Source organism: Steroidobacter cummioxidans (genome assembly GCF_003104955.1).
In genome coordinates this window covers 12,373-35,620 of the sequence record NZ_LSRW01000058.1, presented here as the reverse complement: position 1 = coordinate 35,620, position 23,248 = coordinate 12,373, and the positions used below count along the sequence as shown (strand labels likewise).

Annotated in this window: 22 protein-coding genes; 1 reads left to right on the top strand and 21 read right to left on the bottom strand. The window is 62.3% G+C overall.

Features of this window, described 5'->3' with window-relative positions; all coding sequences use genetic code 11:
* Positions 1 to 3: 3 nt before the first annotated feature.
* The 3 genes from D0550_RS24500 to D0550_RS24490 form a co-directional block, all read right to left on the bottom strand.
* Positions 4 to 1,395 carry a family 43 glycosylhydrolase gene (locus tag D0550_RS24500; RefSeq protein WP_116811831.1) on the bottom strand — a complete coding sequence of 464 codons (1,392 nt, stop codon included), beginning with the start codon at positions 1,393 to 1,395 and terminating at the stop codon, positions 4 to 6.
* Positions 1,396 to 1,466: 71 nt separating this feature from the next.
* Positions 1,467 to 2,054, bottom strand: coding sequence for a 2-hydroxychromene-2-carboxylate isomerase (locus tag D0550_RS24495; RefSeq protein WP_116811830.1), 588 nt, complete (start codon positions 2,052 to 2,054; stop codon positions 1,467 to 1,469).
* Between the two features lie 50 nt (positions 2,055 to 2,104).
* Positions 2,105 to 3,529 carry an FAD-binding oxidoreductase gene (locus D0550_RS24490; RefSeq protein WP_116811829.1) on the bottom strand — a complete coding sequence of 475 codons (1,425 nt, stop codon included), beginning with the start codon at positions 3,527 to 3,529 and terminating at the stop codon, positions 2,105 to 2,107.
* Positions 3,530 to 3,686: 157 nt separating this feature from the next.
* Here D0550_RS24490 and D0550_RS24485 point away from each other — a divergent pair, with 157 nt between their 5' ends.
* Positions 3,687 to 4,400: a helix-turn-helix domain-containing protein gene (locus D0550_RS24485; protein ID WP_161966028.1), complete on the top strand. Its 714-nt coding sequence runs from the start codon at positions 3,687 to 3,689 to the stop codon at positions 4,398 to 4,400.
* 1 nt (position 4,401) lies between these two features.
* Here D0550_RS24485 and D0550_RS24480 read toward each other — a convergent pair whose 3' ends face one another.
* From D0550_RS24480 to D0550_RS24400, 18 genes are all read right to left on the bottom strand, one after another.
* Positions 4,402 to 5,268, bottom strand: coding sequence for a flagellar hook-length control protein FliK (locus tag D0550_RS24480; protein ID WP_161966027.1), 867 nt, complete (start codon positions 5,266 to 5,268; stop codon positions 4,402 to 4,404).
* Between the two features lie 40 nt (positions 5,269 to 5,308).
* Positions 5,309 to 5,746: a flagellar export protein FliJ gene (gene fliJ / locus D0550_RS24475; RefSeq protein WP_116811826.1), complete on the bottom strand. Its 438-nt coding sequence runs from the start codon at positions 5,744 to 5,746 to the stop codon at positions 5,309 to 5,311.
* A gap of 5 nt (positions 5,747 to 5,751) precedes the next feature.
* Positions 5,752 to 7,110 (bottom strand): flagellar protein export ATPase FliI, encoded by a 1,359-nt coding sequence (fliI, locus tag D0550_RS24470; protein ID WP_116811825.1) that lies wholly within the window; start codon positions 7,108 to 7,110, stop codon positions 5,752 to 5,754.
* Positions 7,107 to 7,805: a flagellar assembly protein FliH gene (locus D0550_RS24465; RefSeq protein WP_116811824.1), complete on the bottom strand. Its 699-nt coding sequence runs from the start codon at positions 7,803 to 7,805 to the stop codon at positions 7,107 to 7,109. Before D0550_RS24465 ends, fliI begins: the two co-directional genes overlap by 4 nt.
* The gene (gene fliG / locus D0550_RS24460; protein WP_116811823.1) at positions 7,802 to 8,818 is read right to left on the bottom strand and encodes a flagellar motor switch protein FliG; all 1,017 of its coding nucleotides are present in this window, start codon (positions 8,816 to 8,818) and stop codon (positions 7,802 to 7,804) included. The genes D0550_RS24465 and fliG overlap by 4 nt, the downstream gene beginning before the upstream one ends.
* Complete coding sequence (fliF, locus tag D0550_RS24455; protein WP_116811822.1) at positions 8,811 to 10,535, bottom strand: flagellar basal-body MS-ring/collar protein FliF; 1,725 nt, start codon at positions 10,533 to 10,535, stop codon at positions 8,811 to 8,813. Before fliF ends, fliG begins: the two co-directional genes overlap by 8 nt.
* Positions 10,536 to 10,610: 75 nt before the next feature.
* Positions 10,611 to 10,964 (bottom strand): flagellar hook-basal body complex protein FliE, encoded by a 354-nt coding sequence (gene fliE, locus D0550_RS24450; protein ID WP_116811821.1) that lies wholly within the window; start codon positions 10,962 to 10,964, stop codon positions 10,611 to 10,613.
* Positions 10,965 to 10,984: 20 nt separating this feature from the next.
* Positions 10,985 to 12,118 (bottom strand): sigma-54 interaction domain-containing protein, encoded by a 1,134-nt coding sequence (locus D0550_RS24445; protein WP_275129281.1) that lies wholly within the window; start codon positions 12,116 to 12,118, stop codon positions 10,985 to 10,987.
* 188 nt (positions 12,119 to 12,306) lie between these two features.
* On the bottom strand, positions 12,307 to 13,815 hold the full coding sequence (locus D0550_RS24440) for a sigma-54-dependent transcriptional regulator (RefSeq protein ID WP_241520907.1): 1,509 nt from the start codon (positions 13,813 to 13,815) through the stop codon (positions 12,307 to 12,309).
* Positions 13,816 to 14,142: 327 nt separating this feature from the next.
* The gene (locus D0550_RS24435; RefSeq protein ID WP_161966026.1) at positions 14,143 to 14,709 is read right to left on the bottom strand and encodes a PilZ domain-containing protein; all 567 of its coding nucleotides are present in this window, start codon (positions 14,707 to 14,709) and stop codon (positions 14,143 to 14,145) included.
* 5 nt (positions 14,710 to 14,714) lie between these two features.
* Positions 14,715 to 15,059, bottom strand: a complete 345-nt coding sequence (locus D0550_RS35015; protein WP_161966025.1) for a hypothetical protein — start codon at positions 15,057 to 15,059, stop codon at positions 14,715 to 14,717.
* Positions 15,056 to 15,460: a flagellar export chaperone FliS gene (gene fliS / locus D0550_RS24430; protein WP_116811818.1), complete on the bottom strand. Its 405-nt coding sequence runs from the start codon at positions 15,458 to 15,460 to the stop codon at positions 15,056 to 15,058. The genes D0550_RS35015 and fliS overlap by 4 nt, the downstream gene beginning before the upstream one ends.
* A gap of 85 nt (positions 15,461 to 15,545) precedes the next feature.
* Positions 15,546 to 16,922, bottom strand: a complete 1,377-nt coding sequence (fliD, locus tag D0550_RS24425; protein ID WP_116811817.1) for a flagellar filament capping protein FliD — start codon at positions 16,920 to 16,922, stop codon at positions 15,546 to 15,548.
* Between the two features lie 17 nt (positions 16,923 to 16,939).
* Positions 16,940 to 17,308, bottom strand: coding sequence for a flagellar protein FlaG (locus D0550_RS24420; protein WP_116811816.1), 369 nt, complete (start codon positions 17,306 to 17,308; stop codon positions 16,940 to 16,942).
* Positions 17,309 to 17,321: 13 nt separating this feature from the next.
* The gene (locus D0550_RS36495) at positions 17,322 to 18,764 is read right to left on the bottom strand and encodes a flagellin N-terminal helical domain-containing protein (protein WP_116811815.1); all 1,443 of its coding nucleotides are present in this window, start codon (positions 18,762 to 18,764) and stop codon (positions 17,322 to 17,324) included.
* Between the two features lie 312 nt (positions 18,765 to 19,076).
* Positions 19,077 to 20,285, bottom strand: a complete 1,209-nt coding sequence (gene flgL / locus D0550_RS24410; protein WP_116811814.1) for a flagellar hook-associated protein FlgL — start codon at positions 20,283 to 20,285, stop codon at positions 19,077 to 19,079.
* A gap of 115 nt (positions 20,286 to 20,400) precedes the next feature.
* A complete protein-coding gene (flgK, locus tag D0550_RS24405; protein WP_116811813.1) occupies positions 20,401 to 22,299 on the bottom strand; it encodes a flagellar hook-associated protein FlgK in 1,899 nt (632 codons plus the stop codon).
* A 35-nt stretch (positions 22,300 to 22,334) separates the two neighbouring features.
* Positions 22,335 to 23,246: a glucosaminidase domain-containing protein gene (locus tag D0550_RS24400; RefSeq protein ID WP_116811812.1), complete on the bottom strand. Its 912-nt coding sequence runs from the start codon at positions 23,244 to 23,246 to the stop codon at positions 22,335 to 22,337.
* Positions 23,247 to 23,248: the final 2 nt, after the last annotated feature.

Below are 23,248 nucleotides of genomic sequence, written 5' to 3'. Positions count from 1 at the left end.
GAACTATGGACTGGTCGCGGAGCTGACGTACTCGAACGCCCACTGCTGATTGAAACTAATGTTGTCGTACCAGAACTGCATGACGGCGCCGTCGCCCGTCTGCCCGCCAGTATCCACGGCCTTGCCGCTGGTTCGATTGATGAGCTTGTAGTACGAATCGACCGCAACGAGCGTCCACTGCTGGTTGAAGCTGGGGCTGTCCGCCCATTGACCTACTGCCGAGCCGTCCGCCGTGCGCCCCACGCTATCCAGATATTTTCCGCCCGTCACCGCCCGCAATCTCGAATAGCCGCCGGAAGTCGTGAGTATCCAGCGCTGATTCGCGCTGTTGCTCGAGGCCCACTGTGCGACGTTCGCGCCATCGGCCGTTGCACCGAAATTGTCCAGATACTTGCCGGTCGAGCGATTGCGGATTCGATACGTACCGTTCGCGAGCGCTCCACCTTGTGACGGCAAGTTCACTCCCGCTGCCACCGGCCAGCCATTGGTGAAACTCACTGTCGTGACTCTCAGCTTCGCCGCGCCGTTCTCGTTGCCATCGTAGAAGTGATAAGTGAGCTTGCCTTCGCCGATGCCGACGTGCCCCGGCCCAATGTATCGACCATCGCGATTGGGCAGAAACACCGAGCCGCCGCCGTTCAACACGCTCGCGCCAGTCTTGTCGAGATACGGGCCAGTGATGCTGGTCGAGCGACCGACGACGGTGTAGTAGGTGCTGTTCACGCCGTTACAACACAAGCCGCGCTGGAAGAACAGATAGTAATAACTGCCGTTCTTGTGCAGATACGGCGCTTCCACCTGCCCCGGCACCAGATCCCAGCGGCTGGAATTGAGCGGCTTGCCGTTCGATGGATTCAACTGCAGCAGATCGATGCCGGTCTGCCAGTTACCCCACGTCAACCAATGATTGCTGCCATCCACCAGCGGCGCCGGATCGATGGCATTGTTGCCGGCCACGACCAGTCCTTGATCCGTCCACGGGCCGGCCAGATTGGTCGCGGTCGCCAGTCCTATCGCCGCCGCTGCGCCCTGCCCGGCGCACGAGTAGTACAGACGATACTGACCGTTGACATTGATGACATCCGGCGCCCAGAAGAAGCCGTTGAATCCGCTTACATAGTTGTTGATCCAGCTGGGCCACGTGCCCACTGGAAATACCGGCGACTCGACCCGCCAGTCGGTGAAATTGGCATTGCTCGACGACATCGCCCAGACGCCGTCGCCGGTAGTAAATATCCAATAGCGCCCGTCGACATTGCGAATCATGCGCGAGGGGTCGTGACTCGGCGCCGTCTGCGCATGCGTCACCTGGTTGAACAGCAATAGCGAGCTGACCAAGAACAGGATCAACGCCAGAAGGCGGGGTAAAGGTCTCCGGCCGTGCAGTTCCGTCATTGGAATCTCCCGTTGGATGAATGACTGTTCCGTTGTCGGCCGACGGGATTTATATTGTCTGACAATTTAAATCAGCGCAAGACCCACGCTATTGCCGCTTCCAGGCGATCGTTACCCCAGAACAGTTCGTTCCCAACCACGAACGAGGGCGCGCCGAAAATGCCCCGCGCCATTGCTTCAGCTGTCTGCGATCTGAATTTGTCCTTGGCGGCCTGCGTTTGTGCCGCGGCAAGAATGGCTGTGGCATCCTGACCCAGGTCGGTCAGGCATCGTTCCACGACGGCCGGATTGGAAATCTCCGCGTCCTCGACGAAGTTCGCGCGATAGACGGACCGCACGAAATCCGGCACCCATGCCGCATCTGCATGAGCGCAAACCACTCGGGCAGCAAGCAATCCATTGCGCGGGAACGCACTGGGTCTGCGGAACGGCAGGCCGAGCTCTTCACAGAGTCGCTCCATGTCGCGCCACATGTAGCGTCCCTTGACCGGGTAAATATTGAACGGCGAATCGTTCCAGCCCTGCTGATTGAAAATCGGCCCCAACAAGAACGGCCGCCACACCACCTGCACGCCGCGACTGGCCGCGAGCGCTTCGATGCGCATCGCCGTGGGATACGAATACGTGCTGGCAAACTCGAACCAGAACTCGATCTGCATGCTCTGAAGCCTCTCTTGAACAGGCAGGCATGCTAACCGATGAGCTGGCTTCAAGCCTCCGCGAACTGGTCACGGTAGTGTCGATACCAATCGCTTTGAAATACCTCGTGCGGATCGAAACGCGTCTTGGCCGCCAGGAATCGCTCGAACATCGGATAGCACGTGCGCAGCTGAGCGAGCGTGGCATGACGGTGGTAGGTGAGGAAATAACTGCCCTCATGGTGGATGGCGATATCGATCAGCCGGCGGAATGCCTCCGCCGCAGTGGCCAGGCCGCGAGCGTCATGGTCTACGTGCAGATTGAAAATAACGCAGGCAAAGCGCTCGCGAGCCCAGGCGATGAATGTCTCCGTATCCGGCTCGATCAGGCGCACGGTGCCGTAGATGAAATCAACCCGATGCCTCAGAAAATCTCTGCGCACATCCTCCATGAAAGCAGTCAGTTGCGCCCGGGGCACATACAACTCCGTGATCATTTCCGATCCGGCGACCTGCGGCTGCAGCACCTCGTCGAGCCTGCCGTGATAGTCGTCGAGATACACGCTCAGCTGGTGCGTGTCGCTCCAGTAGATCTGACCGGAGGACTGCAGATAGAAATCTGCGAACTCGTTGAAGGCCTGCAGCTTGTTGCGATGAGCGAGATACAGCAGCCTGCGCCAGTCGGCCGGCGACAACCGGATCTGACCGGGCGGGATCGGAGTGTCGGGATCCACCGGGCGGTAACAGGAAAAGACGCCGCGAGACAGGAAGCCGCGGTCTTCCGGCGCGCTCGAGAATTGAAAGTCGCCGTAGAGATAGCCGGCATCGATTCGCTCCTGGAACTGCTCCATGATTTGCTCCACTCGCGCGAGCTCGACGACACGCTCCACCTTCTGCCGTGGCACCAAACGCAATTTCACCGACGACACCACACCGAACAGTCCATAGCCACCGACAATCAGACGGAAGAGATCGTAGTTGCGGGCGCGGCTGCACTCGACGATCGAGCCGTCGGCGAGCACCACCTCGACGGCTTCGATGTCCCTGACGAACGGCGCATAGGCGAGACCTCGGCCGTGAATGTTCGCAGCGACGGCGCCACCCAGCGTCAGGCGATCAGCTCCAGTTTGTTTCTGCCGAATGCCCCACGCACTTGCTCCATCACGCTGCGCGATCACGTAGTGTCGGATCAAGTCCGGCCACGTGATGCCCGCCTGCGCGTGGACGATGCCTCGATCCCGGTCGAAATCGAGCACCTGGTCCATCGAGCGCATATCGAGCAGCCACGCATCCGTCGCAAACTGCTGTCCGCCCATCGCGTGACAGGCCCCCGCGACGCTCAGGCTCTGGCCCCGTTGTCCGGTCTGCCGTACAGCCCTGACCACGTCTTCCACCGACCTCGGCGCAATGCGCCCGAGCATGCTGGTCGAATTGAGGTGGGAGTGTTTGTCGTTACAGATCTCGCGGTGCTCATCCCGTGAAGCCAGCGCACTCATACCGTTCCCTTGATACAACCGTGGAGTCCGGGAAGCGTGCGGAGAGGCACTCGGATTTCGCAACCAGACTTGCGAAAGTAGCGCAATTCAATACCCTGAGCCTCACCGGACTGGACTGGAGGCCGACCCGATGAGCGAGTGCGCGCAGATCATTGCCGTGTTGAAGCGCAGCCTGAAGGCCAGAGGCACGACTTATCGCGACCTGGCCACAGCCGTCGGCCTGAGCGAAGCCTCGATCAAACGTATCTTTGCCGAGGAGACCTTCTCCCTGGCGCGGTTGGAGCAGATCTGTACGGCGCTGGGCTTGAGCATCATGGAAGTCGCCAGAATGGCGGCGCAACAAACCAGTCCCGGCGTTCAGCAACTCACCATCGAGCAGGAGGAGATACTGGCCAGTGACTCCCGCCTGCTCGCCTGCTTTCATCTGCTGCTCAACGGCCGCGACAGCCCGGCGATCGCGACCGAGCTGGACCTGTCGGAACGGGAGCTGCGGCGGCTGTTGGTCAAGCTCGATGCGGCGAAGCTGATCGAGTTGCAGCCAAAAATGCGGGTTAGGCTGCGCACGTCGAATGTGATCTCCTGGCGCAGCAACGGGCCGGTGCGACGGCTTTATGAGCAGCAGGTAAAGACAGAATTCCTGCAGGCCGACTTCACCGGCCGCCACGAATCGATCAGCTTCGCTTCGGCCGAGCTGTCCGACGCTTCAGCAAAGATCCTGACGCGCAAGGCCGAGTTGCTCGCACGAGACTTCGCGGAACTGGCCGCGCTCGACTCCGGACTTCCCCAAAAGGACAAGCGCAGTATGGGACTGCTGCTGGCCTTGCGACCGTGGGTGTTCTCTATCTATGACGGACTGAGAAAGAAAGGGTGACCTAAGCGTACGCGTCGAGCAGTCCGAGGCGGACCTGCGCGGCTGACACGGAAGTCGTGCCCTCTTCGCCGCAGAAGCCAGACGACGAAGACGAAGATTGCGGCGTGGGATTCTGCTGCTGCCGCGGCGGCTCACGAGAAACGTTAGCATCCGCCAGCGACAAGCCTTGCGAGGCGAACATTTCACGCAGGCGAGGCAACGCGTTTTCGAGGGCATTGCGCGTATCGACGTGGGCGGCGCCGAACTGCACTGATGCTTGATCGCCATTCATCGTAATCCGCACCTCGAGCGGACCGAGATGTTCGGGCGACAAACGCAGCGACGCCGTGTGCTTGCCCTGCTCCACCATCATGGTCATGCGCGAGCCGATCTCATCGGCCCACTGCTCGTTGCCGACAGGAACATTCACCGGGCGGGCATGCGCCGACTCGGCCTGACGCAACGGCGATCCATCGTTCGACGGCAGTTGCGGTATCTCGAACTTTCCCTGGCTGGAGGTTTGCTCGGGTTCGATCAAATCGCTCAGCAGCTGCGCCTCGGGTGCGACAGCATTCTTCTCCTTCGCCACACCGACACCGAGCAGCGCCGCAGCCTGCGCATTGGCATCGGCTTGCACGTCGGTCGGCATCACTGGCAACGACAACGGCATCATGCCGAGCATGTCGGTGGACTCGGCATCGGTATCGAGCTCATCGGCGTCCTTCGTCACGGGCAACACGGTCTGCATGGCTGTCGAGGCAGGCGTCGGCGCGACCGCGCCGGCGAGCTGACCCAACATCGACACGAAATCCACCGAGACGCTGGACGGCGCGGCCGACGACGTCGCTGGAGCAGCGGCGCCGGACGTGGAAGTGCTGGCGACTGGCATGGGAGTACCTGCAAAGGGAACACTGGGCGTCATGATCGGATCAGGGTCGGGAAATCTTTCGTTGGGCGCGCTCGTCGCTTTCGCGCTGCTCGCGTTGTTCGGCCACGTGGCGCTCTTCGGCCTGCCAGCGCTCGACCACATGGCCCAGCGCCTTGGAACGTCTCAAAGCTTCCTGCCACTTCAGGCGTTCAGCCTCAGCTTCAGCGCGGGCGCGGTTCACAAGCGCCTGCTGCTGTTTGATCGCCTCGGCCAACCTGGCGAGAAAGGCCTGGTAATCGCGCAGCTCGGTCACGCCGATACCGCCAGTAGCCCGCTGCTGAAAGCCCTGTTCGTACTCGGCCTTGTAGCGCACCAGTTCGTCGAGTTTCTGCTCGCCGTCCAGCAAACGCTTCTCGAACGCCGCCACACTCATCGCGAGCCGCTTCTGCGCCTCATCGACGATGTGTTGAACAGGTTCGAGTCGTTTGGCTCGTTTCATCTAGATCAGCCGCCTCCGACCAGCGCCTGCAGGTTCGCGAGGCTGGTGCGATAGTCGACCGACTCGTGCACGTCCTGCTGCAGGAACTTCTGCATCGCCGGCCATGCGGCGATAGCCGCGTCGATGCGCGGATCGCTGCCCTTGTTATAAGCGCCGATCGCGATCAGGTCGCGATTCTGCTGGAACGTGGACAAAGCTTGTTTGAACTGCCGCGCCATCGCCGAATGCTCCTGCGGCACGATCTCGTGCATCACGCGGCTGATGGACGCTTCGACGTCGATCGCAGGATAGTGGCCCGCTTCGGCATAACGACGCGTCAGCACGATGTGACCGTCGAGAATCGCGCGCGCCGAATCGGCAATCGGATCCTGCTGATCGTCGCCTTCGCTGAGCACCGTATAGAACGCGGTGATCGAGCCCGAGCCGCTGTCGCCATTACCCGCACGCTCGACGAGCTGCGGCAGTTTGGCGAACACCGACGGCGGATAACCTTTGGTTGCCGGCGCTTCGCCGATCGCGAGGCCGATCTCACGCTGCGCCTGAGCGAAACGCGTGAGCGAGTCCATGATCAGCAAAACGTTCTTGCCTTGATCGCGGAAATACTCGGCGATGGCAGTGGCACGCCACGCGCCGTGCAAACGCATCAGCGGCGGGTTGTCGGCCGGCGACGCGACGACGATGGACCGAGCCAGGCCTTCCGGCCCGAGAATGCGTTCGACGAATTCTTTCACTTCGCGACCACGCTCGCCGATCAGACCGACGACGATGACATCCGCAGTGGTGTAGCGAGCCATCATGCCGAGCAGCACGCTCTTACCCACGCCGCTGCCTGCGAACAAGCCGATACGCTGACCGCGCCCCACCGTGAGCAACGAGTTGATGGCGCGCACGCCGACATCGAGCGGTTCTTCGATAGGCTTGCGCATCAGCGGATTGATCGGCGCGCCGATCATACGAATGCGATCTTCGCAGTTCAGCGGCCCAAGGCCGTCGAGCGCATTGCCGCCGCCATCGATGATGCGCCCCATGAGCTGCGGACCGACGATTGCCGTGCCCGCGCCGGTGCGAGGAACGACGCGAGCGTTCGGCTTCAAACCGTGAATGTCGCCGGTGGGCATGAGATACAAACGATCGCCGGAGAAGCCGACGACTTCGGCTTCGACGCTATGACCGTTCGATCCCAACACATCACAACGATCGCCGATAGCAGCCTGACAGCCGGCGGCTTCGAGCGTGAGGCCAATCATGCGGGTGAGCACACCTTCGACCGGCGGTGGCTCCAATCGATCGACCAGACGAGAGGCACGCTGCAGCTGCTTGGCCCAGTTCGCGCCGCGCTTCAATTGCAGGGCTGGAGTGCTCATGCAGGCTCCGAGCCGTTATCGAACATGTCCGCTGAGGTGCCGGCTTCAGCCGACGGCTCTTCACCGCGGCCAGCAGTCACACGTTCATCGCCCAGAAGCGCACTGATGACGCTGCCGATGCGCGTATCCAAACGCGCGTCGATCTGCGCCGTCTCGGTCGTCACACGACAACCGCCTCGCCCCATCACAGGATCTTCGGCGATCGTCCAGACCCGTTCGCCGACCGGCGTCGACAGCTTCTCACGCACGACTGCGGCATCTTCAGGATGCAAATGAACTCGCACATCGCGCGCCGACGCAGGCAACAGAGCCACGGTCTCTCGAATAATCGCGATGACCTGACTCGGATCGATGCGCAGCTCACGACGCACCAGATGACGGCCGATCGTCAGGGCGAGCTGCAACAGCTGGTCCTCGACTTCCGGGTCGAGCTCATCCAGCGGGCGAGCCAATGAATTGATGATGGTGTCGAGCCGCTGCACACGCGCCTGCAGCTGTTCGATTTGCGGAATCATCTCGCGCTCGGCGGCAGCCAGGCCTTGGGCGCGACCTTCCGCGTGGCCCTTGGCATACGCCTCTTCGTAAGTGCGCTGTTCGAGATCTTCCAGCTCCTGCACGGTCTTGCCGGGGCGACGCCCCTGCACGGCCATGGCGGCGGTGATGCTCGGCAGTTCGTACCGCGACGGTGACGTCATACGAACTCTTCACCCTTGCCGCCGAGCTGAATGGTGCCGGCCTCGGCCATCTTACGAACCTGCAGCAGGATTTCTTTCTGCGCGGCTTCCACTTCGGACAGACGCACCGGGCCGCGCGAATCGAGATCGTCCTTGAGCATTTCCGCCGCACGCTGCGACATGTTCCTGAAGATCTTCGACTTGAGCTCGTCGTCGGCGCCCTTCATGGCGAGCAGCAGTTTCTCGCCCGGCACCGCGCGCAACACTTCCTGCATGCCGCGATCGTCGATGTCGACCAGATCGCCGAACACGAACATGAGGTCCTGAATCTTGCCGCCCAGCGAATCGTCCACTTTACGGATGTTCTCGATCAGCACGGTCTCCTGGCTCGAGTCCAGGAAATTCATGATCTGCGCCGCCGTCTTGATGCCGCCGATCACTGAAGTCTTGAGCGCGCCGGTCTTACCGGCAAACTGTTTCTCGATCACTTCATCGAGCTCGTGCAATGCCGTCGGCTGAATGCCGTCGAGCGTAGCGATACGCATGATCACGTCCGCACGCAACCAATCCGGGAACTGCGACAGGATCTCCGCCGACTGATCGGCATCGAGATACGCGAGCACGATAGAAATGATCTGCGGATGTTCCTGGCGGATCAGTTCGGCGACTGCGCGCGCATCCATCCACTTCAGCGCTTCGAGACCCTTGCTGGAGCGACCGAACAGGATGCGATCGATGACGCCGCCGGCCTTGTCCTCGCCGAGCGCGCCGATCAGCACCTTGCGCAGATAGTCGTCGACGCCGATGCCCAGTGCAGTCTTTTCCTCCAGCTCGCTGGTGAACTCCGCGAGCACACCCTGCACTTCCTGACGCGAGATGTTCTGGAGCTGCGTCATGGCGGCGCCGATGCGCTGCACATCCTTGGCGCCCATGTGCTTCATCACTTCGGTCGCTTCGGCCTCGCCGAGCGACAGCAACAGAATGGCCGCACGCTCGGTGCCATTGCGCTTGGTTTCCGCCTTTTCCCTACTCATCGTCGCCAACCCAAGTCTTTACCAACTGCGCCACACGCGCAGGATCTTGCGTCACCAAAGCGCGGGCTGCTGCGATCTGTCCGTCATAATCGAGCGGTGCCGCGGCGGCGCCGTCAGCTGCAGCTACTGCCGCCATGGCCACTGGCGTTACTTGCTGCACAATTTGTTTCGAGTCCTGGCTCTTGTCCTTGCTCTTCTTCTCGGGCTTCGGAGGCACACCCAACAGGCTACGAAGCATCGGGCGCAGCACGCTGAACACCAGCACCAGCAAGGCGATCAAGCCCACGACCAGCTTCGCCACGTCGCGGATCAGCGGCTGTTCCCACAGCGGGATCTTGTCCGCCACGAAGTCATCGGGCTTGGTCTCGCCGCGGAACGACTGATTGACGACGCTGACGCTGTCACCGCGCGCTTCGTTGAAGCCGATCGCGTCCTTGACCAGGCGCGTCATGTTCTCGATCTGCTCGGGCGTGATCGCCGTTTCTCTCACGGCGCCGTCTTCGGCAGTGGTGCGCAGGTTGTCCACCAGCACGGCCACGGTGAGTCGTTTCAAACGACCCGCCGGCAACTTGGTATAAGCGACCGTGCGATCGATCTCGTAGTTACGGGTCTGCTGCTTGGACGTGTTGTCCGGCGCCGCGACAGTAGCGGCGCCGTTCGCGTTCGCGTTCGCAGCCTGAGCTGGAGCCGCGCTCGTACCCGGCGGCAGCGCGGTACCCGGCTGCGGCGGCTGATTCGTCAACGCACCCGGCACGCCTTGCGGACCCGAGCCGTTGCGGCTGGTTTCTTCGGCCAATTGCTCGCTGCGAACGATCTGGCTTTCGGGGCGATACTGCTCGCGAGCCTCTTCCGTCGTCGACATCTCCACATCGGCGACCACCTGCGCGCGCACTCGGTCGCTGCCGACCAGCGGAGCCAACAGCTGCTGAACCCGCTGCGTATAACGATCTTCGAGCTCACGCGCGATTCCCATCTGCCTGTCGCGCTCGGCCAGCTCGGTATTCGAATCGGGCGATGACAACAGACGACCTTGCTGATCGACCACCGTGACCTGCTGCGCTTCCAGCTCAGGAATGCTGGACGCCACCAGATTGACGATCGCGGTGACCTGCTCCGATTCCAGACGACGGCCCGGCTTCATCTGCAGGAACACCGACGCGCTCGGCTTGCGGCGATCGCGGACGAAAGCGGACTGACGCGGCAACGCAAGGTGCACGCGCGCACCTTCGACCGCCTGCAAATTGGTGATGGTGCGAGCCAGCTCGGTTTCCAGAGCGTGCTGATAACGCGCACCTTCCATGAACTGACTGACCCCGAAGCCCGGATCCTTCGACATGACGGAGAAGCCGCCCTCGTTTTCGGGCAGGCCCTGGGCGGCGAGTTTCAAACGTGCATCGTGCACGCGATCGGCCGGCACGGTGATGGTGCCGCTGCCTTCGAGCTTGTAGGGAATGCCGTTTGTATCGAGCGCCTGCGCGATCTGCGCGGCATCCTGCTGACCGAGGTTGCCGTAGAGCAGACTGTAAGTCGGCTCCTTCGACCACAGCACGATGCCGACGCCTGCAGCCACAGCGGCCGCGATGCCGATCAGCAGTGCGAGCGGCTTGAACGCCGGCGGAATGAGCGTCGGACGCGGCGGCTGCGCCGGTGTCGACTGTTCCGGCACACCCGCCATCTGCTGCGCAGGTGACGGCAATGCTGCTGCTTCAGCGCTCATCCTTCACTCCGAACGTACCCAACGCGTTCCATAAAAAATTTCACAGACTTCAGATTCATGCAGCGATGCTCAGGCCTAGATAGGCATGTTCATGATTTCCTGATACGCGCTCACGAAGCGGTTGCGCACTTCGGTGACCGCGCGGAAGGAAACACTGGCCTTCTGCATTTCCAACATCACTTGCGGCAGCTCGACGCCGGGCACGCCCTGCTCGAACTTGGTCGCCAGGTCCGAGGCACGCGCCTGCGTCTGGCTTACCGAATCCAGCCCTTGTTTCAATACATTCGCGAACGAGTTGGTCGGCGCCTGAACCGCGCTTTCCACGCCCGCCACTTTGGCGACATCGTTCTGCGGAGCGCCGACACCCTTGATCTGCGACTGCATGGCGCGGATCTGTGAGAGCACGGCATCGATCTGTAATGAAGACATGTGTGCTTACCCCAGCTGTATCAGGCGGCAGGAACCACGAAACCCGCTTCACGCAGCCGCTGCAATTTGTAACGCAGCGTGCGCGGGCTGATGCCGAGGCGCTTGGCGGCGGCCTGACGGTTGCCGTTGTCCGAACGCAAAGCGTCCAGAATCAAATCGCGCTCGGCACTGGAAAGCGAATCGGACAAGCCGCCCTCCGCCGTGCCGTTCCTGCGTGACGGTTCCTGAGCGGCCGAACGCTGAGGCGCAGCCACGAAATCACGAACGGTCTGACTTGCGGCGGCCAGCGCGGCCGGCAATGCATCCAGACCTTCGATCTCCAGATGAATGTGCTCGGGGTGAATCACCGAGCCGTTCGCCAGAATCAGTGCACGCTGCATGACGTTATCGAGCTCGCGCACGTTGCCGGGCCACGGATACAGCAACAACATGTGAGCGGCATCGGCGCTCAACGCCGGAATGCGCTCGCCGGCGCGGCAGCGGGCCGTCAGCAAACGCATGGCGAGCGGCAGCACATCGTCGCGACGCTCACGCAGCGGCGAGGTCTGCAGAGGAAACACATTCAAGCGATAGTAGAGGTCTTCACGAAAACGCCCCGCGGCCACTTCGGCCCGCAGGTTGCGGTTCGTCGTCGCAAGCACGCGCACGTCCAAAGAGATCGAGGAACGACCGCCGAGGCGCTCCACTTCGCGCTCCTGCAAAACGCGCAGCAGCTTGGCCTGCAAGCCCAGCGGCATCTCGGTCACTTCATCCAGCAACAGCGTGCCGCCCTGCGCCTGCTCGAACTTGCCGGCGTGGCTGGCATGCGCGCCGGTGAACGAGCCCTTCTCGTAGCCGAACAGAATGGCTTCGAGCATGTTTTCCGGAATCGCCGCGCAGTTCACTGCCACGAAGGCGCGATTGGCGCGGGGCGAATGACGATGGATGAAACGAGCCAGCACTTCCTTGCCGGTGCCCGACTCGCCCGCGATCAGCACCGTGCAGTCGCTGGCAGCAACGCGGCGCGCGAGGTCGGCCAGGCGTCGCGATGTGTCCGCGATCGCCACCATGTCGTCGGAGGGCGAATTCGATGCGCTCGAGACTGCAACGGCGTCGTCATTGACCGCCTGCTCGGTTCTCGAGTCGTCGAACTCTGTTTGTGACACTGCGCTCATTCGTTCGGATCTCTGGTTGCCACCCCAAAGGGAGCAAGTTCTGTTCCAGAGCCGCGAGGTCACCGTTTTGCCGTCGAATCCTGTGGAGCCCATCACACCGGCAAGGGTTTGCCGCGGCAAGCGCGGCCATCTGATTCGGGGAAGTGCTCAAGGAGCACTTGGGCGGCGTGAGGCGCGAGCCGCGTCCGTCAAAGTTCCGACGCGGCGGCCTCGTTGAGCATGTGGAATTTGCGAAGCTTTTCCACGAGTGTGGTACGACGCAGCTTCAGCAGACGCGCCGCATGAGCGACCGTGCCGCCAGCGCGGCTCAGCGCCTGCTGGATCAGATCGCGCTCGATCGTAAACAAGTGATCGCGCAGGTCGATGCCGTCGGGCGGCAGCTGCACGACCGCCAATTCGCTCGGCTCGCTCGACAGCATGGACATGACCTCGCGGTCTTCATCCAGTGCCTCTTCCGCTTCCAGCTCCGACTCGAGCGTCTCGACCGGCAATGCCAGATCGGCGCTGAGATCCAGCTCGGCGAGCAGGTCCGCTGGGCGGTACTTCAGCGGCAGATCGGACACATCGACCTGACGATTCGGACACAGGATGGACAGACGCTCGATCAGGTTGCCGAGCTCGCGCACGTTGCCAGGCCACGGAGAGTGGCTCAACACCTTGAGCGCACGTGCGGTCAGTTCTACACGGCTGCGACCTTCGGCAACGTTCCGCTCCGAGAAGTCCCGTACCAGCATCGCGAGATCTTCGATGCGAGTGCGCAGCGCGGGCATTTCGATGGGGAACACGTTCAAGCGATAGAACAGGTCCTCACGGAACGTGCCCTTCGCGATCGACTCCTCGAGGTTGCGGTGAGTCGCGGCGATGATGCGCACATTGCAGCGGATCGGCGTGTGATTGCCGACGCGCTCGAACACGCGCTCCTGCAGAACCCTGAGCAGTTTCACCTGCATGGGCAAGCTCATGTCGCCGATCTCGTCGAGGAACAGCGTGCCGCCCTCGGCGATCTCGAAGCGGCCCTTCCGAGCCGCAATGGCGCCGGTGAAGGAGCCCTTCTCGTGTCCGAACAGCTCGCTCTCCAGCAACTCCGCGGGGATGGCACCGCAGTTGATGGCGACGAACGGACGTTGGCGACGCGGGCTCGCCTCGTGGACGGCACGAGCAGCCAGCTCCTTACCAGTGCCCGACTCGCCCAGGATCAGCACGCTGGAATCGTGAGCGGCGACCTGACGAATGAGGCGCGTGACATCGCGAATCGCGGCCGAGCTGCCCGTGGGCATGGCCACTTCGTTGATCTCGGCCTGTGTCGCTTGCGCAGGCATGCGCAAAGCGGTGCCGAGCACCGCGGGCTTGAACGGAAATGTGAGACGGCGCACACGCGGAGCTCCGACCGCAGCGATCAACTGCTCCGCCACCGACGCCGAACCGTAGGCGACCACCGGGATGTCGCTCAGCTGCTCCCGCAAAGCGGCACCCAGCTCGACCCAGTCGCAGTCCGCGACATCGCCGACCAGCAGCGCCGGCGGATTGTTCGGGGTCTGGATCATGGCGCGCATCAGCGCGCAGTGATCGATCAGCAGGGGTTCGAGACTCAGCTCACGCAAAACTTCCGCGACTTTTTCTGCCCGCCCAGTGTCGCTGTCGTAGACGACGGCTTGCTGGATGGTCAGGCTTCTCGCCTGGGTGTCGTTCAACATCATTCCTTATGCCTCGCGCCGAAACGCGTCTGTTCTTTGTCTGCCTGACAGGCATTCTGGACTTGGGAATAAATGGCTCTATCAGGCTATCCCTGAACGCCTCATGTGCGTGAACTGCTGCCAGAAATTTGGCGCCCAGCTCAGGGAGGTGCTGAGTAAACCATGGTGTCGACCGCAAGGAAATGCGCACTGGCGCGCACTTTTGTCGCGGCTAAGCAGTACCGAAACTGCGTCGGTCGATTGGCGCGCGCAAATGGGGTGCGACGCGCGTCACACTTCGTGGGTGTGACAACACTTGCCGACTCAACGCACGGCGCGGGTTTGCAAGGATTACTTTTTGGGCTGGCGCACGCCCGCGACCTGACGTCGATGCTTGCGGAACGCGAGCTTCTCGAGCAGATCCGAAATGTTCTCCCCCGGCGGCACGAAGCGCACCTTGACCTTACCGTCAGGGCTTACCGAAGCGATGCGGCCGAACAGTCGCAACGGATCGGCGACGCAATCGCGCAGGTAGACCTCGAGCACGCCTTGATTGCCCAAGGGCGGGAACGGCGAGGTGCCTTGGAACACACCGCCGAGCGCATTGAAGCGCACGGCACCCGGTTTGGGTCGCGGACGGCTGGCGATCAGCAGCGCGCCAACCATGTCCAGCAGCAGATTCATCTTCATTTCCAGCCGCAGGATGTCGGCGGCATGCGGCGAGCTCTCGTCGGGCTTGTCGATCTGGCCGTGCTCATCGAGCGCGGCGACCGCCTGCAACACGCGCAGATTGCGATCGGCGAAGCTGCCGACGATGGCGGGATCGAAAGGTTCGGGCAGCGGCCTCCATGCCACCGGCAACACGTCTTCGTAGGCGAGCTCTTCGTACAGAATGACCGTGTCTAATCCTTCGTACATAGCAGCTATCTGCTCTGTCTGAGCAGCTCCATCATGCTGTCCACCGCAGCCGAGTCGGGCGTATCGAGCACACCGTTCGCGACCGTTCCTTGTGTCTGTGCCTGGGTATCGAAATGAGTCAGTACGTTCGCCGGGGCGATCTTGGCCACGGCCGCATCGGATTCTGCCATCGCCTGCTGGAGCGCGCCCAGCCATTGACGATCCTGCGGCGATGCAGACGCCGATAGATTGTTGAGCAGCTCACGACGCTCCTGCACCGTCTTCGGCACGAGCTGCCATTGGCCAGTCATGGCCTGCTGGACGAGCTTATGAGTCGCCGCTAGTACGCCATCGGCAATAATCGAGCTCATCTGCCACGGCCCTCCGGAGCAATCGCCAGCCACGCATTGCGGATCTCATGCAGCAGCGTGCTGACTTCGTCGAGCATCTCCACCTTGTTTTCGGTGGTGGCGAGCAGCAGGCGGCGGCACATGTAATCGTACAGCTCAGCGAGATTGGCGGCGATCTGTCCGCCATTGCGCAAATCGAGACTGTTACGCAGCTCACCGATGATGGACATGGCACGATTGATGAGACGTGCCTTCTCGGACGTCTCGTTGCGCTGCATACAGCCACGCGCGGTGGCGATGCGCTCCAGCGCGCCGTCCAGCAACATCACGATCAAGCGATGCGGGTCCGAAGCCGCCACGCCACCATGAGCGGCGGCGCTCTGATAGGCAGCGAGATTCGACGATTTTGCGTAACCCAGCATGCTTGCAATGCTCCATCAATCCTTGAAGGAGATAACGGCGCCCGACGTGCTTACTTGAGGCGCCGAAACCGTGCTCTAGTCACTGTTATTTCGACGACCAACCCGGCAGCGAATCGAGCTGTTGCGACAGGTAGGCCGAGGTCGAGGACAGGCTCGACAGCAGCGTATCCAGACGCGTGAACTGCTTCATGTAGGTCTGCTTGACGATCGCCATGCGAACGTCGATATCGTCCTTCTTCTTGGTCAGCGCGCGCTGCTCGGCCTGCAGATTCTTGTTGCGCGTGTCGATGGCGGCGCCATCGGCCAGGCGATCGGTGATCTGCGCGTGCAGCTTCGCGGCCACGCCGGTCTCGGGATTGCCGAACAGACGCGCCACGCCGTCGAAGTCGTTGGCCAGCGCGGCGTCGAGCTTGCTGGCATCGATGGACAGCGTGCCGTCCTTTGCCGAAGAAGTGATGCCGATGGCGGCCAGCGTCTGCACGTTGGCGCCGGCCTCGTTCACCGGACTGGACAATGTGCGGCGAATTTCCGCGTCGATGCTGCTTAGAATGGAATCACCCAGCATCGGACCGCCGGTCTTGCTGGCGGCGTCGTAGCCGCCGAGGCGCGTCATCATGCTGCGCAGTGAGTTGTACGCGGTCACGAAGGCGTTGATCTTGTCCTTCGCCGCGGCTTTGTCGTAGACCACTTCGACGCTGACGGTCGTGCCCGGCGAGGCCGACGCCAGGTTCAAGGTCACACCGTCGATCACGCTCGCCAGGGTATTGGTTTCGCTGGTCACCGCAAAACCGGCCACAGTCGCCTGCGCATCCTGCGCCGGGCGTAACTGCGTGTAGTTCGCCTGGTTATCACTCGTGTACTCGAGCGCCGACAGCGTGCCCGTTTGGGTCACTTGAATCGCGTTGGAGGCGCCGGTCTTGGTCGAGGTCAGCACCAGATGCGCGCCGTCCGCGGCATTGATGATCGCGGCGCTGATGCCGGGATTGTCGCTCGCCGAGTTGATGGCGTAGCGAATATCGGCCAGCGTGTTGGCGGGATCGGCGACATTGATGCTGAAACTGGTTCCGCCCAGCGACAGGGTCAGAGTGCCGGAGCCGACCACCGTGGTGGCACCGGCGGGGAACGCGGTCGAGGAAATCTGTTGCGAACTTGCGAGCCGCTCGACTTGGATGTCGTAGCGCCCCGGCGCGGCATTGGCCGTGGCGGTGGCGGTCACGACGTCTTTGTTGGTGCTCGTGGTGGAGCGACCGCTGAACACGTTCGTGGTCTTCAGCGAGTTCAGGGCCGACTGAAAAGACGAGAGCGCGCCCAGCAATGCGCTGGTAGCGGAAACCTGCAGCGTGTTCTTGGAAACAGCACGCGCCAGCTGATCGTCCAGCGGCTTGCGTTCGGCCGCGACCAGCTGGGACACCAGACTGTTCACGTCGATCGTCGAGCCGCCCACCACACCTGAAGTTGCCATGTCTTGTTCCTTGTTCGTTACACGGTCTGATCGATCAGACCGGTGTGCGCCTTGCCGCCCAGGTTCTGTGCCAGGCGCATGATTTCTTCGGCAGGGATCTGCCGGATGGTCTCGCCCGTGGTCTTGTCCTTGACCGTGACCACCGTGCGACCGCTGTCCTCATCGACCCGAAATTCCAGATACCGATTCATGCTCTGCATGAATGTTTCCAACTGCTGAGCCGCGCGCTGCACGTCTTCAGCCGCAGGCTCGCTGGCGGGTTGAACCACCGGCCTTTGCACATGCGCCACTTCGGCAGCCGTGGTCGGCTGCGGAAATGACGGCGAGCGGGGAGATCTTACGACCTCCCCGCCCGCTTCGACCTGACTTGCGTCAAGCCTGCTCATCTGAAGCTACCCATTAGCCGCGCAGCAGCGACAGAACGTTCTGCGGGGCCGAGTTCGCCTGCGCGACCATCGCCGTGCCTGCCTGCTGCAGGATCTGGGCCTTAGTCATGGCGGCCGTTTCAGACGCGAAGTCCGCGTCCTGAATTCGGCTGCGCGAAGCAGTCAAGTTCTCGGCGGTGGTCTGCAGCGAGGCAACCACCGACTGGAAGCGGTTCTGCGTCGCACCGAGCGAAGCGCGGGCGCTGCTGATCTGGCCCAGGGCCGCGTCGATCGAGGCAAGCGCGTTACGCGCATTGTCAGAGGTCGTCACGTCGATGGCGCTGATGGCGGTACCGGTCTGCGCGATCGTGTTGGCCGCGTTGCCGAGACCGGTGGCCAGCGTGCCGCCGAAGGTGATCGTCGTAACGTCGTTCGGAGCAACGTAGTTGATGTCGAACGTCGCGGTATGGTTGGTCAAACCACCCAGGCCGTAGCTGGCCAAGTTGGCGCCCGTGGCACCACCAACGGCGAAGTTGCCGACGCTGATGTTACGACCGTCAGCAGCCGTCAGCTGCAGGCCTGCGCCCGTGTCCACCGCCGTCACGCCCGTAGCAGCCGACTGCGCGTTGATCGCAGTGAGCGCATTGGCGATGTTGGAAGCGGAGCTGGCCGAGCCGGCGATCGTGATCTGGATGCCGTTGATGGTCAGCGTCGAGTTACCAGTGGCCGTCACGGTGCCCGCGCCGGTCAGGTTACCAGCGGCAACCGTAGCGTCGGCATGGGCGGTCAGGCCCTGGATGCCTTGCGAGTTGATCGCGTTGACCAGCACTTTCGCGTCGGTCGCGAGAGTCGCACCGCCCGCGATGTTCACGGCGCCAGCGCCGGTGTCCACGGAGAACGTGCCGCCAGCGGCGTTGTAGGTCACCGTCTGGTTGTTCGCCTGGAAACCGTTGAACGCACCGAGCGCGCTCGAGCGGGCATTGGTGATCGAAGAGACAGTGATCTGGTCGGTGGACGTCGCATTGGCGCCGACCTGGAAGGTCTGAGCCTGGAACGAACCGTCGAGCAGCTTCACGCCGTTGAAGGAAGAAGCCTGGGCAACGCGGTCGATTTCCTCGGCGAGCTGCTGCACTTCGGCGTTCAACGCAGCGCGGTCGGAGGCGCTGTTGGACGCGTTGGCAGACTGCACCGCCAGCTCACGCATACGCTGCAGGTTGTTGCCGATCTGGGCGAGGTCGCCTTCGGCCGTCTGCGCCAGCGAGATACCGTCGTTTGCGTTACGAGCAGCGACGTTGAGACCGTTGATCTGCGAAGTCAGACGCTCGGAAATGGCGAGACCGGCGGCGTCGTCTTTCGCGCTGTTGATGCGCAGACCGGAAGACAGGCGCTGCAGAGAGTTCGCCAGCTGGTTGGCGGATGTCGACAGGTTACGCTGAGCGTTCAGCGACATCACGTTCGTGTTGATAACAAGTGCCATGAATAACTCCTGGTGATTACCTTGCCGCCGGACCCCTGTCCTTTGGCTTGCTCTCAGCACTTACGGCGTGATGTGCGCCGGACTGCTGTTCGAGTCCTGTATCGGTGCGCCCCCAAGGAACTTGAAGGCGAACTTGAGTGGGGTTTCCCCTAGCGATACAAACTGAGGACTCGGTCACGGACAGACTGTTAACAGTGGCGCGCACAGGGTAAAAAGCCTACGCAGCAGGCGTCTGGTTCATGATCGAAAGCGGCCGAGGCCCTTTCGATGACGCCCGGCAAAAGGCGCGACTTTTACCGGGCTTCGCCAGGCTCAACGCAGGTAGTTGAAGAGCGACAGGTTGGAGATCTTGCTATAGGACAGCTGCGCCGCCTGCAAACCGACCAGCTGTTGGTTCATCTTTGTGAGCGCCTGCGCATAGTCCAGATCGCGCAGATCTGATAGCGCGCTGGCGGTATCGATATCCATCGACTCGCGCGTCGCGTCGGCTGCGTCGATCGATCCCAAACGAACGCCCACTTGCGCTCGCACGCTGAGGAAATGATCGGTTGCCTGATCCAGCTGCTGCAGCCCGCCCTGGAGCGATGTCGTCAACTTGGCGTTCGCCGTTGCATCGCCCGCGGGCAGCCTGAGCACATCGACGATATTTCCAATCGTCTCGAAGATGCTCTCATTGCGGCTGCGATTTACGGTGAACGTGTCGCCGGTCGCCGGCGCGCCGGCGATGGTGACACTCACGCCATTGAATGTAATTGCGCTGCCGGCGGTATAGGTGCCGGCCTGCACCACGTTCGCCGGAGTGGCGCCGTCGGTGATTTCATAAGCGGTCGGCGACGTGAACCGGATGGTGTAATCGTCCGGTATCCAGCTGGGCCGATCGACCACCGTGCCCACGTCGATGGCGCCCGAACCGGTGTTGCCCATGTTCACGGCCGTCGAGAACGTGCCATTGCCTTCCCGAATGTTCACGAACACTTCAAAGCCGTTGTGACTATCGGCGATACGTTGCGTGCTGGAGATTTGCAGCTGACGCGAGCCCTGGTCGGCCACATAGTTGATCGGCGTGCCGCTGCCGCCGGAGAACGGCTGCGTCTTGGTCGAATAGCCCGAGAACAGGAATTCGCCGTTGCCGTCCTGGCGATTCGCGATGGCCTGCAGCTCGTCCAGGCGTTGTGCCAGCTCGGTCGCAATCGATTCGCGATCGGCGTTGCTCAAGGTCGCGGTATTGCCCGCCCGCACCACCAGCTCGCGCACGCGCGTCATGACATTGGTGGTATCGACGAACGCCTGCTCCTCCAGGCTCAAACGATTCTTCGCGATCGTGCTGTTCTTGGCGAACTGCTCGGACTCGGCCTGCGAGCGCTGCAGCTCCTGGATGTGCACGTAAGCAATCGGATCGTCGGCCGGCGTAATGACACGCAGACCCAGCGCCATCTGATTCTGCAGCTTCGCGAGCGCCGACTGCTGCGTCAGCATCGCGTTGAGCGAGCCCATCGAAAAACCGAGAGTGGACATGCGCATATTCAGACCTCTTCTCAAGCAGCCATCCCTGGAACGTTAGCCAGCCGTTACATCCGTGTACCGGCGTTCGCCCGGTTTGAAGACACGTTAAGTGTCTTCAAAAAGGCATCCGGGCTCACCCGCGGGTCGCATCGAGCACGGACTGGAAGCAGCTGTCCGCGACTCGAATCATTTGCGAGATGGCCATGTAGGCCTGCTGAAAACGCAACAGGTTGGCGGCTTCCTCATCGAGGTTGACGCCGGACACGGACTGCATCGATGCCTCCGCTTCCTCGGCCACCACCTTCTGCGCGGCAGCCGTCACCTGAGCCTGATTGGTCTTGACGCCGATATCGCCGACGAATTTGCCGATGCCCTGCGACAGGGACGTGGTGCCGTTGTCCATGACCGGCTCATTCATGAGGCCAGCCAGCAGCAGCATGTTGCGGTTGTCGCCAGTGCCGTTGCTGTTGTCGCCGACAGTGAAGGAATCGCCTGCCTGCGGCGTGCCGTTGATCTGCACGCGCCAACCATTGGCGTCGATGTTCGAGCCCGCCGTGTACGTGTAGACGGTCGGGTCGCCGCTCACGGTATAGGTCGTGGCGCTGGTGAAAGTGATCGTCGCCGCCGTGCGCAGCGCCGGATTGGTGGGATTCAACACCTCACCCGCGCTGATGGTGGCATTGCCCTGATTGCCCGCAGTCGCCTGAGCGCGAATCGGCGCAGCGGCCGCGATTTCCGAAGGATCGGTAATCAACACCCGCATCGGGCTCACCGCGCCGGAAGTTGGCATGATCTTCAAGCTGTCGCCGACGCCGGCCGTGCCGCTCACCACGATGGACATGCCGTCGACCACGAATGGATCACCCGCCGTGCCGGTACCAGTCATCGGCACAGCGGCGCCGTTGTCCGCACGACGCAGGCTCCAACCGCCCGCAGTGTTTGTGAGAATGTAATCCGTGTTCGTCAGCGCACCCGTGTCGGTACGCGTGACGGTCGCACTGGCATTGCCAGTGTTGTTGGCGTGCGAGCGGACCACGACATCGCCGACGGAGAAAAAGTCTCCGCCCATGTTGCCGTTGAGATCCATGCCGGCGTTGTGCTGCTGGTTCATCACATCGGCGAGCGCGACACTGATTTTGCCGATGGAGTTGCGCGCCGTATCGAGCATTTCCGAGCGGAAGCTCAGCAGGCCGCCCAATGTGCCGCCGGACACCGAGCCGGTAATGTCGATCGTGCCAGCGCTCGACTGCACGGCCAGACGCTTGCGCGTCGGGTCGTAAGGATCGCTGGTCGCAACCACTTTCGCCGGATCGCTGCCGACCACCAGCGGCTGACCGTTGCCAATGAACACGTTCAACTGATTGTCGTCGGTCTGCACGACGCTGACGTTCACGTGGGTCGCGAGCTGGTCGATCAAGCGATCGCGCTGATCGAGCAGGTCATTCGGCGCCTGGCGGCCGCCGCTCTGCGCGTAACCGGTGGCGATCTGTTTGTTCAGATCGGCAATGCCGCGCGCCAGCGAGGAGATGGTGTCGGCTTCGGTCGAGATCGATGCATTCACCTGGCTGTCCAGGCTCTTCAAACTCGCGTCATAGCTCTTCAAACGCTCGACCAGGGACTGCGCCTCGCTGAGCATGGTCTGACGCGCCGCCACCGAATTCGGTGAGTCGGCGACGGACTGCAGCGAGTTGACGAACTTCTGCATGCTCGCGCTCAAGCCGGTGGTCGAGTCGCCGAACAGATTGCTGATCCGTGCGGCTCCCGTTGCGAACGTGTTGGACTGGTTGAACGCGCTGGAAGCGCTGCGCGCCTGGCTGGACAGGAAATTGTCGTAGGCGCGATTGACCGCGGCGACATTCGCGCCGGCACCGACCCAGTTGCCGCCAAGGAATTGCGGCGTGCGGGTCTGGAAGTCCGGCAACTGCCGGCTGTAGCCCGGGGTATTGGCGTTGGTGATGTTGTGGCTGGTCACGTCCAGCGCTCGCTGGAACGCGAGCAGGCCGGAAATGCTGGTGTTTAAAAGGTCTGCCATGACTTCACCGGAACAGCGGTTGCGCGTCCATCAGATCAGAACCGACGCAGTCCGCCGCTACCGCCGTTTGTCGGCGACAGCGAGGCGAACTTTAGCGAGTCGTCTGAGGACGCTTGGTTGTTGGTCAGCGCACGAACCTCGTCGGCCACTGCGACGATCTTCTGCGCGTAGTTTGGATCGGTGGCATAGCCACCTTCCTGCAACGCCGAGGCGAAGGTGGCCACATCACCACCCGCGCCTCGGACGTTTTCATACCGAGGGTTGTTGCCGATCAGCCGGGCGTAGTCGTTGAAGCTGTCCGCCGGGGATACGTAGGCTCTAAAGCGCGCGACCTTCCGCACGGCGACACCCTGTTCGAATTCCAGCGTCGGCACATTGGCGGTCGCACCTTCCCAGCCCGAGCCCGCCTTGATACCAAACAGATTGAAGCTCGATCCGCCCGTGTGGCTGGGCACCGCGCGGCCCCAACCGGTTTCGAGTGCGGCTTGAGCGACGAGCGCACTCGGATCGACGCCGAGCGCTTGGCCGGCACGCTGCGCATGCGGCCACATCTTTTTCACGAAATCTTCCTTGGAGCTCGCCAGCGGCTGATGATCGTTGACGGCAGAAACGTTCTGCGCGGGCGCCGGCGGCGCGGCCGTGCCCGACTGCGCCAGCTGACGCACGAGCACGTCTGCCAGGCCGAGACCCCTGCCCTTCGACAACTCGATCGCGATCTGGTCGTCGAACATGTCCTGGTAGAAATCGCCCTGCGAGCTGGAGAGCATCGAGCCCTCGCTGAAGCTGCGATTCGCCTCGCGCATGCTCTTCAGCATCATCTGGGTGAACAGGCTCTCGAACTGCTTCGCAGCCTCTTTCAGCGCCGTCGTATCCTGCGTCTTGGCCGCGTCATTGCGCAGCGACGCGAGGCCGGCGAAGTCGAAGGAAGTATTGATGGGCGCGGTCATGA